Annotated in this window: 15 protein-coding genes; 9 read left to right on the top strand and 6 right to left on the bottom strand. The window is 71.7% G+C overall.

Going from position 1 to position 14520, the window contains the following annotated elements; genetic code table 11:
* Positions 1-39 precede the first annotated feature (39 nt).
* Positions 40-2055, bottom strand: coding sequence for an NADPH-dependent 2,4-dienoyl-CoA reductase (locus E6R18_RS05200; RefSeq protein WP_136315643.1), 2016 nt, complete (start codon positions 2053-2055; stop codon positions 40-42).
* 232 nt (positions 2056-2287) lie between these two features.
* Here E6R18_RS05200 and E6R18_RS05205 point away from each other — a divergent pair, with 232 nt between their 5' ends.
* Positions 2288-2812, top strand: coding sequence for a DoxX family protein (locus E6R18_RS05205; protein ID WP_136315644.1), 525 nt, complete (start codon positions 2288-2290; stop codon positions 2810-2812).
* Between the two features lie 36 nt (positions 2813-2848).
* Here the strand turns inward: E6R18_RS05205 and E6R18_RS05210 are convergent, their stop codons facing one another.
* On the bottom strand, positions 2849-4495 hold the full coding sequence (locus E6R18_RS05210) for an FAD-dependent oxidoreductase (protein WP_136315645.1): 1647 nt from the start codon (positions 4493-4495) through the stop codon (positions 2849-2851).
* A 25-nt stretch (positions 4496-4520) separates the two neighbouring features.
* Positions 4521-5435 carry a diiron oxygenase gene (locus E6R18_RS05215; RefSeq protein ID WP_136315646.1) on the bottom strand — a complete coding sequence of 305 codons (915 nt, stop codon included), beginning with the start codon at positions 5433-5435 and terminating at the stop codon, positions 4521-4523.
* Positions 5436-5672: 237 nt separating this feature from the next.
* Between E6R18_RS05215 and E6R18_RS05220 the strand changes: the two genes are divergently transcribed.
* The 6 genes from E6R18_RS05220 to E6R18_RS05245 all read left to right on the top strand — a co-directional run bounded on the left by E6R18_RS05220 (position 5673) and on the right by E6R18_RS05245 (position 10365).
* Positions 5673-6008 (top strand): DUF3592 domain-containing protein, encoded by a 336-nt coding sequence (locus E6R18_RS05220; protein WP_346764969.1) that lies wholly within the window; start codon positions 5673-5675, stop codon positions 6006-6008.
* A 423-nt stretch (positions 6009-6431) separates the two neighbouring features.
* Positions 6432-7976, top strand: coding sequence for a pectate lyase (locus E6R18_RS05225; RefSeq protein WP_136315648.1), 1545 nt, complete (start codon positions 6432-6434; stop codon positions 7974-7976).
* Positions 7977-8095: 119 nt separating this feature from the next.
* The gene (locus E6R18_RS05230; protein WP_136315649.1) at positions 8096-9145 is read left to right on the top strand and encodes a YihY/virulence factor BrkB family protein; all 1050 of its coding nucleotides are present in this window, start codon (positions 8096-8098) and stop codon (positions 9143-9145) included.
* A 76-nt stretch (positions 9146-9221) separates the two neighbouring features.
* Entirely contained in the window at positions 9222-9635 is a 414-nt protein-coding gene (locus E6R18_RS05235) for a phage holin family protein (protein ID WP_136315650.1), read from the top strand.
* Positions 9632-10102 carry a DUF3618 domain-containing protein gene (locus tag E6R18_RS05240; RefSeq protein WP_136315651.1) on the top strand — a complete coding sequence of 157 codons (471 nt, stop codon included), beginning with the start codon at positions 9632-9634 and terminating at the stop codon, positions 10100-10102. The genes E6R18_RS05235 and E6R18_RS05240 overlap by 4 nt, the downstream gene beginning before the upstream one ends.
* Positions 10099-10365 carry a DUF4235 domain-containing protein gene (locus E6R18_RS05245; RefSeq protein WP_136315652.1) on the top strand — a complete coding sequence of 89 codons (267 nt, stop codon included), beginning with the start codon at positions 10099-10101 and terminating at the stop codon, positions 10363-10365. The genes E6R18_RS05240 and E6R18_RS05245 overlap by 4 nt, the downstream gene beginning before the upstream one ends.
* Before the next feature lie 115 nt (positions 10366-10480).
* Here the strand turns inward: E6R18_RS05245 and E6R18_RS05250 are convergent, their stop codons facing one another.
* Genes E6R18_RS05250 through E6R18_RS05260 form a run of 3 tightly spaced genes read right to left on the bottom strand, consistent with a single transcriptional unit; the run spans position 10481 to position 12092 of the window.
* A complete protein-coding gene (locus E6R18_RS05250) occupies positions 10481-11224 on the bottom strand; it encodes a metallophosphoesterase (RefSeq protein ID WP_136315653.1) in 744 nt (247 codons plus the stop codon).
* Positions 11221-11475 carry a hypothetical protein gene (locus tag E6R18_RS05255; protein WP_136315654.1) on the bottom strand — a complete coding sequence of 85 codons (255 nt, stop codon included), beginning with the start codon at positions 11473-11475 and terminating at the stop codon, positions 11221-11223. Before E6R18_RS05255 ends, E6R18_RS05250 begins: the two co-directional genes overlap by 4 nt.
* On the bottom strand, positions 11472-12092 hold the full coding sequence (locus tag E6R18_RS05260) for a nucleotidyltransferase family protein (protein WP_240799601.1): 621 nt from the start codon (positions 12090-12092) through the stop codon (positions 11472-11474). Before E6R18_RS05260 ends, E6R18_RS05255 begins: the two co-directional genes overlap by 4 nt.
* A 234-nt stretch (positions 12093-12326) precedes the next feature.
* On the opposite strand from E6R18_RS05260, the gene E6R18_RS05265 reads away from it, so the two are divergent.
* Complete coding sequence (locus E6R18_RS05265) at positions 12327-12572, top strand: DUF6480 family protein (RefSeq protein ID WP_136315656.1); 246 nt, start codon at positions 12327-12329, stop codon at positions 12570-12572.
* Positions 12573-12775: 203 nt separating this feature from the next.
* Positions 12776-14434, top strand: a complete 1659-nt coding sequence (locus E6R18_RS05270; RefSeq protein ID WP_136315657.1) for a catalase — start codon at positions 12776-12778, stop codon at positions 14432-14434.
* Positions 14435-14520: the final 86 nt, after the last annotated feature.

Here is a 14520-nt window from a genome sequence, read left to right on the forward strand (position 1 = left end):
GGACGGCCGGGCGGCCCGACGGCCGCCCGGCCGCCCGGGTCAGAGCGAGCCGGCGAGCTCCGTGCCCTGCCGGATCGCGCGCTTGGCGTCCAGCTCGGCCGCGACATCGGCGCCGCCGATCAGATGCGCGGTACGGCCCTCGGCGAGCAGTTCCTCGTACAGGTCACGGCGCGGCTCCTGGCCCGCGCACAGCACGATCGTGTCGACCGGCAGCAGGTGCTGCTCGCCGCCGACCGTGATGTGCAGGCCCTCGTCGTCGATCCGGTCGTACGTGACGCCCGCGGTCATGGTGACCCCGCGGTGCCGCAGTTCGGTGCGGTGGATCCAGCCGGTCGTTCTGCCGAGGCCCGCGCCGACCTTGCTCTCCTTGCGCTGGAGCAGGTGGACGGTACGGGTGGTCTTGGGGCGCTCAGGGGCCGCGAGGCCGCCGCGCTCTCGGTACTCGGTGTCGACGCCCCACTGCCGGAAGAACACCTCCGGGTCCAGACTCGCCGCCTGACCGCCGTCCGTCAGGAACTCCGCCACGTCGAAGCCGATCCCGCCCGCCCCGACGAGCGCCACTCGGTCGCCGACCGGTGCCCCGTGCCGCAGGACGTCGAGGTAGCTGACGACGCCGGGGTGGTCGATCCCGGGGATCGCCGGGGTCCGGGGGGCGGCCCCGGTGGCGAGGACGATCTCGTCGTACCCGCCGAGGTCCCCGGCGCCGACCGGGGCGCCGAGCCGCACGTCGACGCCCTCCTCGGCGAGCCGGGTGCGGAAGTAGCGCAGCGTCTCGTCGAACTCCTCCTTGCCGGGCACCCGGCGGGCCACGTTCAGCTGCCCGCCGATCTCGTCGGCCGCGTCGAAGAGCGTCACCGCGTGACCGCGCTCGGCGGCCGTGACGGCGCAGGCGAGCCCGGCGGGCCCGGCACCGACGACGGCGACGCGCTTGCGGGTGCGGGTCGGAGACAGGACGAGTTCCGTCTCGTGGCAGGCGCGCGGATTGACCAGGCAGGAGGTCACCTGGCCGCTGAATACGTGGTCCAGGCACGCCTGGTTGCAGCCGATGCAGGTGTTGATCGCGTCCGCGCGGCCCGCGCCCGCCTTCGCCACGAAGTCCGGGTCGGCGAGGAACGGCCGGGCCATCGACACCATGTCCGCGCGGCCGGCGGCGAGGACCTGCTCGGCGACCTCCGGGGTGTTGATGCGGTTGCTCGTCACCAGCGGTACGGAGACGGAGCCGCGCACCTTCTCGGTGACCCAGGTGAAGGCGCCCCGGGGGACCGAGGTGGCGATCGTCGGGATGCGGGCCTCGTGCCAGCCGATGCCCGTGTTGATGATGGTGGCGCCGGCCGCCTCGATCTCCCGGGCGAGCCGCACCACCTCGTCCAGGGACGAGCCGCCGGGCACCAGGTCCAGCATCGAGAGCCGGTAGATGAGGATGAAGTCGCTGCCGACCCGCTCACGGACCCGGCGCACGATCTCCACGGGGAAGCGCACACGGTTCTCGTACGAGCCGCCCCAGCGGTCCTCGCGGTGGTTGGTCGCCGAGGCGATGAACTCGTTGATCAGATAGCCCTCGGAGCCCATGATCTCGACACCGTCGTACCCCGCGCTTCGCGCCAGCGCGGCCGCCGTGACGAAGTCCTCGATCGTCGCCTCGACCTCGTCGTCGGTCAGGGCGTGCGGGGTGAACGCGCTGATCGGCGCCTGGATCGCGCTCGGCGCCACCAGGTCCGGGTGGTGGGCGTAGCGGCCGAAGTGCAGGATCTGCATGGCGATCCGCCCGCCCGCCGCGTGCACGGCCGAGGTCACCCGGGCGTGCTCCGCGGCCTCCGCCTCCGTGGTCATCTTCGCCCCGCCGGGGAACGAGCAGCCCCGCTCGTTGGGCGCGATGCCGCCGGTGACCATGAGGCCCACCCCGCCCCTGGCGCGCTCGGCGTAGAAGGCCGCCATGCGCTCGAAGCCGTTGTCGACCTCCTCCAGGCCGACGTGCATCGATCCCATCAGGACCCTGTTCGGCAGGGTGGTGAACCCGAGGTCGAGCGGGCTCAGCAGATGCGGATACGGGCTCATGGGGCGGCTCCTCGCTGTGGCGTCGCCCCAGTTCTAGACCACCGGAACGCCATTGTGCAACAAGTTGCACAATGGCGTTCGTCGCACTGTGTCACGGCTCACTCTCCGGAGCGGGCCGCCCGGACGGCGTAACAACACGGTCCGCGCGCGGCGCGGGCACGGAGAGTGGTGACGTACGGCATCCAGGGACCCGCGTCGTCCGGACGCGGCCCCGAAAACCACCGGAGACCCCATGGGCTGCGTCAACCGTCACGACCTCGGTCTGCTCATCCTGCGCGTCGGCACCGGAGCGGTACTCGCCGCGCACGGCACCCAGAAGCTCGCCGGCTGGTTCGGCGGTGGGGGAGTCGAGGGCACCACCGCCGCCATGGAGGCCATGGGCTTCCATCCGCCCAAGTACAGCGCCATCGCCGCCGGGCTCGGTGAGGCGGGCGGCGGCGCGCTGCTCGCCGTGGGCCTGGCCACACCGGCGGCCGGGGCGGCCGCGGCCGGCGCCATGGCCGGAGCGGTGGCCGTCCACGCCCCCGCGGGCTTCTTCGCGCAGGGCGGCGGTTACGAATACCCGGCGTTCCTCGGCTTCACCGCCGCCGCGATCGGCCTGACCGGCCCGGGACGCTACTCCGTCGACCACGCCACCGGGCACGCGTTCAACCAGCCCTGGATGGTCGCGCTCGCCTTCGCCGGCAGCGCGGTCGCGGCCGCCGCCGTGGTCGGCAAGCGGTCCAGGGCCCAGGTGCCGGAGCCGGACCAGTTCTGACCGGCCGGCCACGCGACGGGCGTGACCGGCGCGGCTTCAGCTCGCGGCCCTGCGGCGCCCCTTCGCCGCCGCGACCAGCTCCGGGACCGTGGAGAACTTGACCCTCGGGCGCCCGCCGACCCGCCCGCGCGCCCGCTCGGCACGGTCGATGGCGGCCAGACCCCGGGCGTCGACCACCTGGCGGCTGCGGCCCCGGACCAGGCGGCCGAACGCCTTGGCCGGGTGGGCGGGGGAGGGGAGCGCACCGGCGACCGCGTCCGCGAGCAGCGTGCCGACGGTCTCGGCCGCGCAGGTGCGGTTGGCGCCGATACCCCCCGAAGGGCCGCGCTTGATCCAGCCGACGACGTACGTCCCGGGCAGGCCCGTCACCCGGCCCCCCTCGTGCGGCACCGTGCCGCTCGCCTCGTCGAAGGGCAGGCCCGGGAGCGCCAGACCGCGGTAGCCGATCGCCCGCAGGAACAGCTGCGCCGGGATCTCCGACGCGCCCCCCTCGGCCGTGACCCGGACGCCCTCCACGTCGTCCCGGCCGACGAGCTCCACGGGCGCGGAGTGGAAGCGGAGCACGATGCGCCGCCCGTCCGCCGGCGGGCGCGACCAGTCCACCCGCTCCCGGCGTACCCCCCGCAGCACGGCGGCCGCGCCGCCGGACCCCGCGTCCTCGATCGCGGGGCCGATGCGCGGATCGTGGTCGTCCACCACCAGCTCCACGCCCGGCAGGTGCCGGAGCGCCAGCAGCTCGGACGACGTGCAGGCGGCGTCCTCGGGGCCGCGCCGCCCCAGCAGCACGACCTCGCGCACCGCCGAGCCGCGCAGGGCCGCGAGTGCGTGGTCGGCGATGTCGGTGCCCGCCAGCGACGACGCGTCCGAGACGAGCAGGCGCGCCACGTCGAGCGCCACGTTGCCGTTCCCGGCGACGACCACCCGCTCGGCCCGCGACAGGTCCACGGCCTCCGGAGCCACCTCGGGGTGGGCGTTGTACCAGGAGACGAACGAGGTCGCCGCGATGCTGGACGGCAGGTCCTCGCCCGGGATGCCGAGCCGGCGGTCCGCCCCGGCCCCGACCGCGTAGATCACCGCGTCATGGTGCGCGGCCAGCTCCTCGGCGGTGATGTCCTTGCCCACCTCGACCCCGAGGTGCATGCGCACCCGGGGGTGGGAGTGGAAGCGCGCGAAGGTCTCGCCCACCCCCTTCGTCCCCGGATGGTCCGGTGCCACGCCGTACCGGACGAGTCCGCCCGCCACCGGCAGCCGGTCCACCAGGGTGACCTCGGCGTTGGTGTGCAGCAGCAGGTCCTCGGCGGCGTACATCCCGGCTGGGCCGGTGCCGACGACCGCCACCCGGATCGGCGCGAAGTCCGAGGGCAGGCTGCGCGCGAACGAAGGGGCGCCCCAGGCATGGAAGTTGGGTCCGGAGGCCGGCTCCTGCTCCCGGTCCGCGTAGTAGGCCGCGTTGATGGCGACGTACTCCTCGCGCGCCCCGAAGAGGCTGTCCACCGGGAAGATCGCGTCGACCGGGCAGGCGTCGGCGCAGGCACCGCAGTCGATGCAGGTCTGCGGATCGACGTAGAGCATCTCCGTGCTGCCGAAGGCCGGTTCCTCCGGCGTGGGGTGGATGCAGTTGACGGGGCACACGGCGACACAGGTGGCGTCGCTGCAGCAGGTCTGGGTGATGGCGTAGGTCATGGTCGGCTCGGGCTCTCGGCTCGGGTCAGATCAGGTCGGCGCGCTTGTAGAAGAACAGGGCCGGCTTCGTCAGCAGGCGGGCCGAGGCCAGGAACTCCATCAGCCCCGAACAGCTCGACCGCATCAGGGACTTGTGGTGCTCGTTGGCCTTCGCCTCGGCACGCGCCCGCGCGGCGTCCAGGCCCGCGTTCGCGTACACGTCCCGGTTCACCATGCTGGTGACGATGTAGTACGAGGCGATGGCGACCACGAGCGCGTTGAGGTGCCGGCGCACCGGGCCCGCGCCGCGCAGCCGCTTGCGGGTCTCGTCGCGGGCGAACTTCATGTGGCGCGACTCCTCCACCACATGGATGTTGTTGATCGTGCGGACGAAGGGCGCGACGCGCCCGTCGCGCATCCAGTCGCGCTGCATCACGTCGAGCACCTCCTCCGCCACGAGGATCGCCGCGTACGCGGCCTCGCCGAAGGCGAGTGTCTTGAAGGCGCGGCCCAGTTCGATCACGGGCCGGCGCGGCCGGTAGGCCGGTGCGCCCAGCTTCGCGGCGCCCCGGGCGAACATGATCGAGTGCCGGCACTCGTCGGCGACCTCGGTCAGGGCCCACTGGAAGCGCGGGTCGGTCGGGTCCTTGGCGTACATGTCGCGCAGCACCATCTGCTGCAGGATCATCTCGAACCAGATGCCGGTGCTGGCGACGGAAGCGGCCTCCTGGCGCGTCAGCGCCTTGCGCTGAGCCTCCGTCAACTCACCCCAGTACGGCGTGCCGTAGAGCGTGCTCCATTCGGGGCTCGCCCCGTGGTGGTCCGTGTCCAGGGGGGTGTCCCAGTCCACCTCGGTGGCCGGGTCGTACGACAGCTTCGCGGACGAATCGAGCAGGCGCCGGGCGACGTCCTGCTCGGCGGCCCGGTCCTGGTCCTCCGGCCGAACGGTGCTGCTTGCCATGCTGCGGCTCCTTGACTCGAGAGATCGACCCGTCGCCGCCCGGCCCCCTCACCCGGCACCGGCCCGATGAGATCGTCGGCCGCCGAGCGCCGCCCTCGCTTGTTAGACGCGGCGTCTAGCAAGCTGTTAGACGGAAGGTATAGCAAGAGCGGCGCGCTCACTACCCCCGCGTAGGAAATTCGTACGTTCTCTCCACGGTGTGGGAGGACCCTGGACCGGCAGCTGGAGGGGCCGAGGCTGCGGGCCGCCTGGGCCGGCCGCACCGCGGAGGCCCGGTGCACGGCGGTGCGCACCGAGGACGCGGTGGACGCCGAGGGTGTCCCGATCAGCCTCTCGCACCCGACCCTGGAGTTCCGTACGGCCGACGGCCGGACCGTCGCGTTCGAAGAGCGCCGGCGCCAACTCGACGTGGCGGGAGGTGGCTTCGTGACCGTGTACTACGTCGAGGACGCCCCCGAGGCCGCGACCGCCCGCACTCCGTCCTTCCTGGTGCGGCGGGCCAGGGGGCTGACGGCCGGGCTGGGCTGCGTCCTGGCTCTCGTGACCGCCGGCGTGCTGGCCGCGCTGCTCTGATCCGTACGTCCACCCGGCAGCGGCAGGTCCACGCCGCTGCACGCCGTCGCCCGCCCGCACCGGACCCGCCCCCGCCCCCGCCGCAGGTTTCGGGGGCGGTCGAGGTCTTCCGCGGGCCGGTTCATCGGCCGGAAGACCTCGCGGTCGTTACGACCCGGTTACGCCCCGAACGCGCACGGGTTTGTCGTGTCCAGGCAAAGAGAGCGCATTCTATGGCGTTCACATCCTTGTCAGTGGAGGCTCGGCGACCCTATTCTCGCCCATCAGAAAGCGCTTTCCCTCCGTCAAGTCTCGTTACGGCAGGCGTCACACCGCGGCACCCCCGCGGACTGCCCGCACCACCCGCGGCACGCGCCACCAGCACCCGGGACGGGCCGCGCACAAGCATCAGCACCCGTGATCCGACGACGAATGAGGACGAACATGAGGCGACCAGTCGCGCTGCGACTCTCCGCGGCGCTGTCCACGATGGCCCTGGCGGCCGCGACCGGGGCGGTCCTGACCATGCCCGAAGCGTCGGCGGCGACCGGCGGCGCCACCGGCTACGCGAGCCAGAACGGCGGGACCACGGGCGGCGCCGGCGGTCAGACCGTACGCGCCACCACCGGCACCCAGATCCACCAGGCCCTGTGCGGCCGGCCCAGCAGCAGCACCCCCATCACCATCGAGGTCGAGGGGACCATCAACCACGCCAACACCGCCAAGGTGTCCGGCGGCAGCTGCAACACGGCGGCCGGTGTCATCGAGCTCAAGCAGATCAGCAACGTCACGCTCGTCGGCGTCGGCAGCGGGGCCGTCTTCGACCAACTGGGCATCCACATACGCCAGTCCAGCAACATCATCATTCAGAACGTGACCGTCAAGAACGTCAAGAAGTCCGGCTCGCCCACCTCCAACGGCGGCGACGCCATCGGCATGGAGAGCGACGTCCGCAACGTCTGGGTCGACCACGCCACCCTGGAGGCATCCGGCGGCGAGTCGGACGGGTTCGACGGCCTCTTCGACATGAAGGACAACACCCAGTACGTGACCCTGTCCTACAGCACCCTGCGCAACTCCGGCCGGGGCGGCCTCATCGGCTCCAGCGAAACCCAGCTGAACAACGGCTTCGTCACGTTCCACCACAACCTGTACGAGAACGTCGACTCCCGCACACCCCTGCTGCGCGGCGGCATCGCCCACATCTACAACAACTACTACGTGAAGCTGAACAAGTCCGGGATCAACTCCCGGGCCGGCGCCCACGCCAAGGTGGACAACAACTACTTCAAGGACTCCAAGGACGTCCTGGGCACCTTCTACACCGACACGACCGGGTACTGGCAGGTCAGCGGGAACACCTTCGACAACGTGACCTGGTCCGCCCCCGGCAGCGACAACCACCCGGCGGGCCCCGACCCCCAGTCCAACACCACCGTCAGCATTCCCTACGCCTACAGCCTCGACAAGGCGTCCTGCGTGCCCGACATCGTGACCCGGACGGCGGGCGCGGGCAAGGGCCTCAAGGTCTCGGACGGCAACTGCTCCACGACCACCCCGGACCCCGACCCGACCGACCCCACCCCGGACCCGACCGACCCGACCGACCCGACCACCCCCGGCGGGACCAACCTCAGCCTCGGCGCCGGCGCCGACGGCTCCAGCAAGGCGAGCGGAACGAGCTACGGCAACGTACGCGACGGTGACCTGAACACCTACTGGTCGCCGTCCGGCTCGACCGGCTCCGTCTCCATCAAGTGGCCCTCCGCCACCAGCGTCTCCGCGCTCAACATCCGGGAGGCGGCGGGCGCCCAGGGCGCCATCGGCTCCTGGCGGGTCCTCGACGCCGACAACGGAGCGGTTCTGAAGACCGGCAGCGGTGCCGGAGCCGTCACGATCCCCACCACCTCACTGCGCAAGATCACCTTCGAGATCACCGGCTCCAGCGGCACGCCGAAGATCGCCGAGTTCGAGACGTACGCCGGCTAGGACGACAGGGCCCAGCGGCGAAGCCGCAGGCAGGCACGTGAGCCGGTCCGGGGAGCAGCACCTTCCCCGGACCGGCTCCGTGCAGACATGAGTACCGCCCGGCGGGCAAGCCGCACGGTATGACACGGACACCGAATCCAGGCACCGACCGAGAAGACGACGAGCGCACCGGCGACGGCCGGGGGCCGGAGGTGGGGCCCGGCGAAGAGGTGGAGGAACGGGCGCCGGACCAGCCGACCGACCTGAGCGGCCGGTCCTGGCTCGCCGTGCTGCGCTCCACCGCGAAGGAGTTCAAGGACGACGAGCTGGCCGACCGGGCCGCAGCGCTCACCTACTACGGCGTCCTGTCGCTGTTCCCCGCGCTGCTGGTGCTGGTGTCCCTGCTGGGCATCGCGGGGGAGTCGGCCACCCAGCGGGTCCTGCACAACCTGCGCAAGCTCGCGCCCAGCTCCGCCCGCGACGTGATCACCGACGCCGTGCAGCAGCTTCAGGGGAACGCCGGCGTCGGGTCGGTGATGGCGATCGTGGGCCTGGTCGTCGCCGTGTGGTCGGCCTCCGGCTACATCGCCGCGTTCATCCGCTCCTCGAACGCCGTCTACGACCTGCCCGAGGGGCGGCCGGTCTGGAAGATCCTGCCGCTGCGCCTCGCCCTGACCGTGACCCTGATGGTCCTCGCCTGCGCCAGCGCGCTCATCGTCGTCTTCTCCGGCGGCCTGGCCCGGCAGGCGGGCGCCGCCCTGGGCATCGGCGACACCGCCCTGACCGTGTGGTCGATCGCGAAGTGGCCGGTCCTGGTCCTCCTCGTCACGGTCATGATCGCGCTGCTGTACTGGGCCGCCCCGAACGCCAAGGGCCGCGGCTTCAGGTGGATCACCCCGGGCAGCTTCCTGGCCCTGCTGATCTGGCTGGCGGCCTCGGCCGGGTTCGCGTTCTACGTCGCGAACTTCGCCTCGTACAGCAAGACCTACGGCACCCTCGCCGGCGTGGTCGTGTTCCTGGTGTGGCTGTGGATCACCAACCTGGCGATCCTGCTCGGCCTGGAGTTCGACGCGGAGATGGCCCGCAGGCGCGCGATCGCCGGGGGACTGCCCGAGGACGAGGAGCCGTACGTGGAGCCCCGCGACACCCGTGCGTGGACCGACGAGGACCGCCATCGCATGGAGGAGTGACCTGCGGGCGGTACCTGGGCGTTCGCAGGGTACTCGTGCCAGGACCACAGATCGAGGAAGGCAAGGAGACCCCGCCATGAGCACGATGGAGCGACAGACCCACGCCGCCGACGAGTCGGTGAACGTGCTGGTCTCACGGGCCTCGCAGCAGATCTCGGAGCTGGTCCGCGAGGAGATGCAGCTCGCCCGGGTGGAAATGACGCAGAAGGGCAAGCGGTACGGGAAGGGCGGCGGCCTCTTCGGCGCGGCCGGCCTGCTGGGCTTTCTGACGGCCCAGGCGCTGGTGGTGACCTGCATAGCCGCCCTCGCGTCGGTACTGCCGGTGTGGGCGTCGGCGCTCATCGTCACGGCGGTGCTGGCGGCCGTGGCGGCCGTGGCCGCCCTGGCGGGGAAGCGGCAGATCACCGAGGCCGGTGCCCCCGCGCCCGAGCAGACCATCGACAGCGTCAAGGCCGATGTGGCAGAGATCAAGGAAAAGGCACACCGATGAGTGAGACACCCCGGACGGACACCGAGAACCCGACCCCCGAGGACCTGCGCCGGCAGGTCGAACACACCCGTGACGAACTCGGGCACACCGTCGAGGCGCTGGCGGCCAAGGCCGACATCAAGGCGCAGGCCAAGGAGAGGACGGCCGCTGTGAAGCAGCAGACCGCGGAGAAGGCCGCCCTGGCCACCGGCCAGGTGCGCGAGAAGGCCGGCCAGGTCGCCCAGAAGCTGAGGGACCGGACGCCCGACCCCGTCCTGGAGAAGACGGCGCAGGCCGCCGCCCAGGTACGCGAAGGCGCCGCCCGGGCCGGACAGTACGCGGTGGACAAGACGCCCGACCCGCTGCTGCAGACGGCCGGCCAGGCCGCGACGGCGGCCCGCGCCAACCGCAAGCCGCTGCTGGCGGCGGCCGGTGCGCTCCTGCTCGCCGTCCTGCTGGTCCGCCGCAGCCGGGGGCACCGCCGATGAAGGCGGCCAAGATCGCCTACAAGCCGGTCGGGCTGGTCCTGGGCGCCGCCGGCGGCATGCTCGCGGGCGTCGCGTTCAAGCAGGTCTGGAAGGTCATCGAGGGCGAGGGCGACGCGCCCGACGCCATGGACGAGGACCGTCCCTGGACGCAGATCCTGCTCGCCGCCGCCGTCCAGGGCGCGATCTTCGCCGTGGTCAAGGCCGCCGTCGAGCGGTCGGGCGCGGTGACCACGCGCCGCCTGACGGGCGCCTGGCCGGGCTGAGAAACGGAAGCGGAAGCCCTGACGGGCGCCTGGCCGGGCTGAGAAACGGAAGCCGAAGCGCAGGTGCCGGCGCGTGCGACCGCGCCGCCGGCACCTGCGCCGCCGCGCTCACGGCCTACGGCCCAGAGGGCGTCTCGCCGTGCAGGTGGTAGACGTTGAACGCCTTGCGGATGACGGGCTGGGCGACATTGCGCACGGGGACGCCGCCGCTGGTCATCCCGTGTTCCGTACCCGCGTGCGCATGGCCGTGGACGGCCAGGTCCGCCCCCGCCGCGTCGATGGCCTCCGCCAGCAGATAGCTGCCGAGGAACGGATAGATCTCCAGCGGTTCCCCCGCGAGGGTGTCCGGCACCGGTGCGAAGTGGGTCAGCGCGACGCGCTCCTGGCACCCCTGTCCTGCCAGCTCCTCCAGCGAGCCGCGCAGTCCGTCGGCGCAGCGGCGGGTGTACCGGATGAACTCCTTCATCAGCGGCTCGCCGAACTCGCTGCCGCTGCGCCCGGCGAAACCGCCGCCGAACCCCTTGGTGCCCGCGACACCCACCCGCCGGCCACCGGCCTCCACGACGGTGCCCTCGCCCTCCAGCACCCGTACGCCCGCCGCTTCGCGGAGGATCGCGGTGACCTCCTCGGGCCGTTCGTCGTGATGGTCGTGGTTGCCGAGCACGGCGACCACCGGCACCGGCAGGCCGGCGACTTCCCGGGCGACCACGCGGGCTTCCTCCGGAGTGCCGTGGCGGGTCAGGTCCCCGGCGAGCAGCAGCAGGTCCGCGCAGTCGGACAGTGTCTCGAAGGCGGGCCGGAGCACTCCTTGGCTGTCGGCGCCCATGTGGATGTCCCCCACGGCGGCGACGCGGATCACCGGACCTCCTCCGGGTGGTCAGGGGCCGCCGATTCGGTGACGACGACGTCGAAGTGGACGGTCAGCCCGGCCAGTTCGTCGGTCACGGTCTCCATCAGCTCCTCGCGGCAGTGCGCGGTGGGGACGGTCCCGACGACGGTCACGGACGACCCGCGGTTCTCGATACGGATACCGAGATCGCCCGTCTCCTCCGCGGCGAGCCGCTCCTTCAGATGGGCGATGCGGTACTCGACATCGGCTGGGGTGTTCATCGTGGTCCTCCTTGCGCGGCGATGACTCCGAGGCGTTCCAGCAGGTAGAGGAAGGTGTCGGGCATCGGTGAGTGGCCGTACTCGCGGCGCAGGGCCGGCCAGTCGACCCGCTCGCGCAATTGCCTGGCGATCGGCAGGACGGCGCCGAAGTCGCAGTGGTGCTCGGAGAAGGCGGCCAGCAGCGACCGCATCAGATCGGTCGGCGTCAGCACCGGCATGTGCACCGAGTCCACGGGGAGGTCCACGGCCCGGCCGAGCAGTTCCGGGGTGACGGGCTCATTGGCCACTTCGAGGATGAGGTCGATGTCCTGGCCGAGGCACTTGGCCTTGAGCAGCCAGTCCTCGGGCGGCGCGAACACCGGCAGCCCGGCCTCTTCCAGGGTGGCCGCGACCGCTTCCGCGTCCTCGGGCCGGACGCAGAAGTCCGCGTCGTGCTGGAGGTTGCCGGCCCCGCCGTGCGCGTAGACGGCGACACTGCCGGCCAGGGCGAAGGCGTGCCCGCCCCGTTTGAGGATGGCCGCGAGCTGCTTGGTGGCCTCAAGGATGGCCTGGTTCAGGTCGGGCGGGAGCTCCCCGGCGCGGACCTCGTGGTGCGGCGCCCCGCCGGCCGGGCGCAGCCGGGCGACCGACTCGCGGCTGTCGGGAGTGGGGCCCTTCGCGTTCCGCGTCACCTGCTGCTCCGTTTCCGGACGCCGGCTGCTGGACTGGTCACGATGTGTCCCTGTATACCGCAGGGACCGCGGTGCCACCTCTTCGCCGGGTTCGGCCCCGCCCGCCGGGGCGGCCGAACGGCCCGCACATCCGTCGCGGTGGGCGGGCGAATCAGGCGGCGATCGGGGAACGTGGAGCGTATGACCCCTTCGCAGACCCCGGAGCCCGATCCGGAACCCCGTGACACCACCGGCCTGGAACCCGGCGGGGGTGTCCCGCCGGGCGAGACCCCGCCCGCCGAGGGCGGCATGTCGGAGACGGGGCCCCAGGACACCACCTACAACCCGCCCAAGGGCTGGTCGAAGGCCCCGATGGCGCTGATCATCGGGCTGGCGCTGGTCATCGCGGCGTTCTTCCTGGTCTACGCGATCATCCTGCTGCTCTGACGCGCGGGGGAGCGGCGACCTCCGAGGCGCGGAGGCAGCGACCTCCATGGCGCGGGGGAGCGGCGACCCGAACAGCCGAACCGCAGGGGCAGACGGGCCGACGGCGTCCGCCCGCACGGACCGCTCCACCCGGCCGGGTGCGCAAACCTCGCATAGCTTGGTGAACCGGAGCATACGTACACGGTTCGAAGGAGTCGACGCACGTGACGGACGTATCGAGCAGGGGCCCCGCCGCCGGTGACGAAGGCGAGACGCTCACCAACCGGCAGGGCCATCCCGTCTACGACAACCAGAACCAGCGCACCGTCGGCGCCCGCGGCCCGGCCACGCTGGAGAACTACCAGTTCCTGGAGAAGATCAGCCACTTCGACCGCGAGCGCATCCCCGAGCGTGTCGTCCACGCCCGCGGCGTGACCGCGTACGGCTACTTCGAGGCGTACGGAGCCTTCGGCGACGAGCCCATCAGCCGCTTCACCCGCGCCAAGCTCTTCCAGGAGCGCGGCAAGCGTACGGACGTGGCCGTGCGCTTCTCGACCGTCATCGGCGGCCGCGACTCGTCCGAGGCCGCCCGCGACCCGCGCGGCTTCGCGGTGAAGTTCTACACCGAGGACGGCAACTGGGACCTCGTCGGCAACAACCTGGGGATCTTCTTCATCCGGGACGCGATCAAGTTCCCCGACGTCATCCACGCGCTCAAGCCGGACCCCGTCACGTTCGAGCAGCAGCCCAGGCGCATCTTCGACTTCATGTCGCAGACCCCCGAGTCCATGCACATGCTGGTCAACCTGTTCAGCCCGCGCGGCATCCCGGCGGACTACCGCCACATGCAGGGCTTCGGCGTCAACACGTACAAGTGGGTCAACGCCGAGGGTGAGTCCTTCCTGGTCAAGTACCACTGGATGCCCAAGGCCGGCGTCCGCAGCATGACGGAGGAGGACGCCGCCAACGTCCAGGCGGACAGCCTCGGCCACGCGACCAAGGACCTGTACGAGGCGGTCGCGCGCGGCGACCACCCGGAGTGGGAACTGCTCGTCCAGCTGATGGACGACCACGACCACCCCGAGCTGGACTTCGACCCGCTCGACGACACCAAGACCTGGCCCGAGCAGCAGTTCCCGCCCAGGACGGTCGGCCGGATGGTGCTCGACCGGATGCCGGAGAACTACTTCGCGGAGAACGACCAGATCTCCTTCGGCACCGGTGTGCTGGTGGACGGGCTCGACTTCTCCGACGACAAGATGCTGGTCGGCCGCACCTTCTCCTACAGCGACACCCAGCGCTACCGCGTCGGCCCCAACTACCTGCAACTGCCGGTCAACCGGCCCAAGAACGCCGAGGTGCGCACCAACCAGCGCGACGGCCAGATGGCGTACCACATCGACGGCGGCGGCGAGAGCCCCATCGTCAACTACGAGCCGTCCATCACCGGCGGCCTGCGGGAGGCGCAGTACCCCACGCACGACGAGGTGGGTCCGGAGGTACGCGGCAGGCTCACGCGCAAGCGCATCCCGCGCACCAACGACTACCTCCAGGCGGGGCAGCGCTACCTCCTGATGGAGCAGTGGGAGCGGGACGACCTCGTCCACAACTTCATCGACCTGCTCTCCCAGTGCGACCGGCAGGTCCAGGAGCGGATGGTCTGGCACTTCCTGCTCGTGGAGAACGAGCTGGGCCTCAAGGTCGGCGAGGGCCTCGGCATCGGCGCACAGGACGTCAAGGGCCTGGAGCCGCTGGCCGGCCAGGACCTGACCGACGAGGACCGGCAGCGGCTCTCCCGCCTGGGTGACAACCCTCCGCGCGATGTCACCGGACTGACGATGACCCACTGCGTCCCCGACGAGCGGCACGTGGTCACGCGCTGACACACCCGGTCACGTCCGGTCCCCCGTGGTTCATCGCGGGGGACCGTCGTCGTCGTGCCCGGCGACCGCGATGTCCTCGGGAGCGA

The organism is Streptomyces sp. A1277 (assembly GCF_004795015.1).
Taxonomy (GTDB): domain Bacteria; phylum Actinomycetota; class Actinomycetes; order Streptomycetales; family Streptomycetaceae; genus Streptomyces.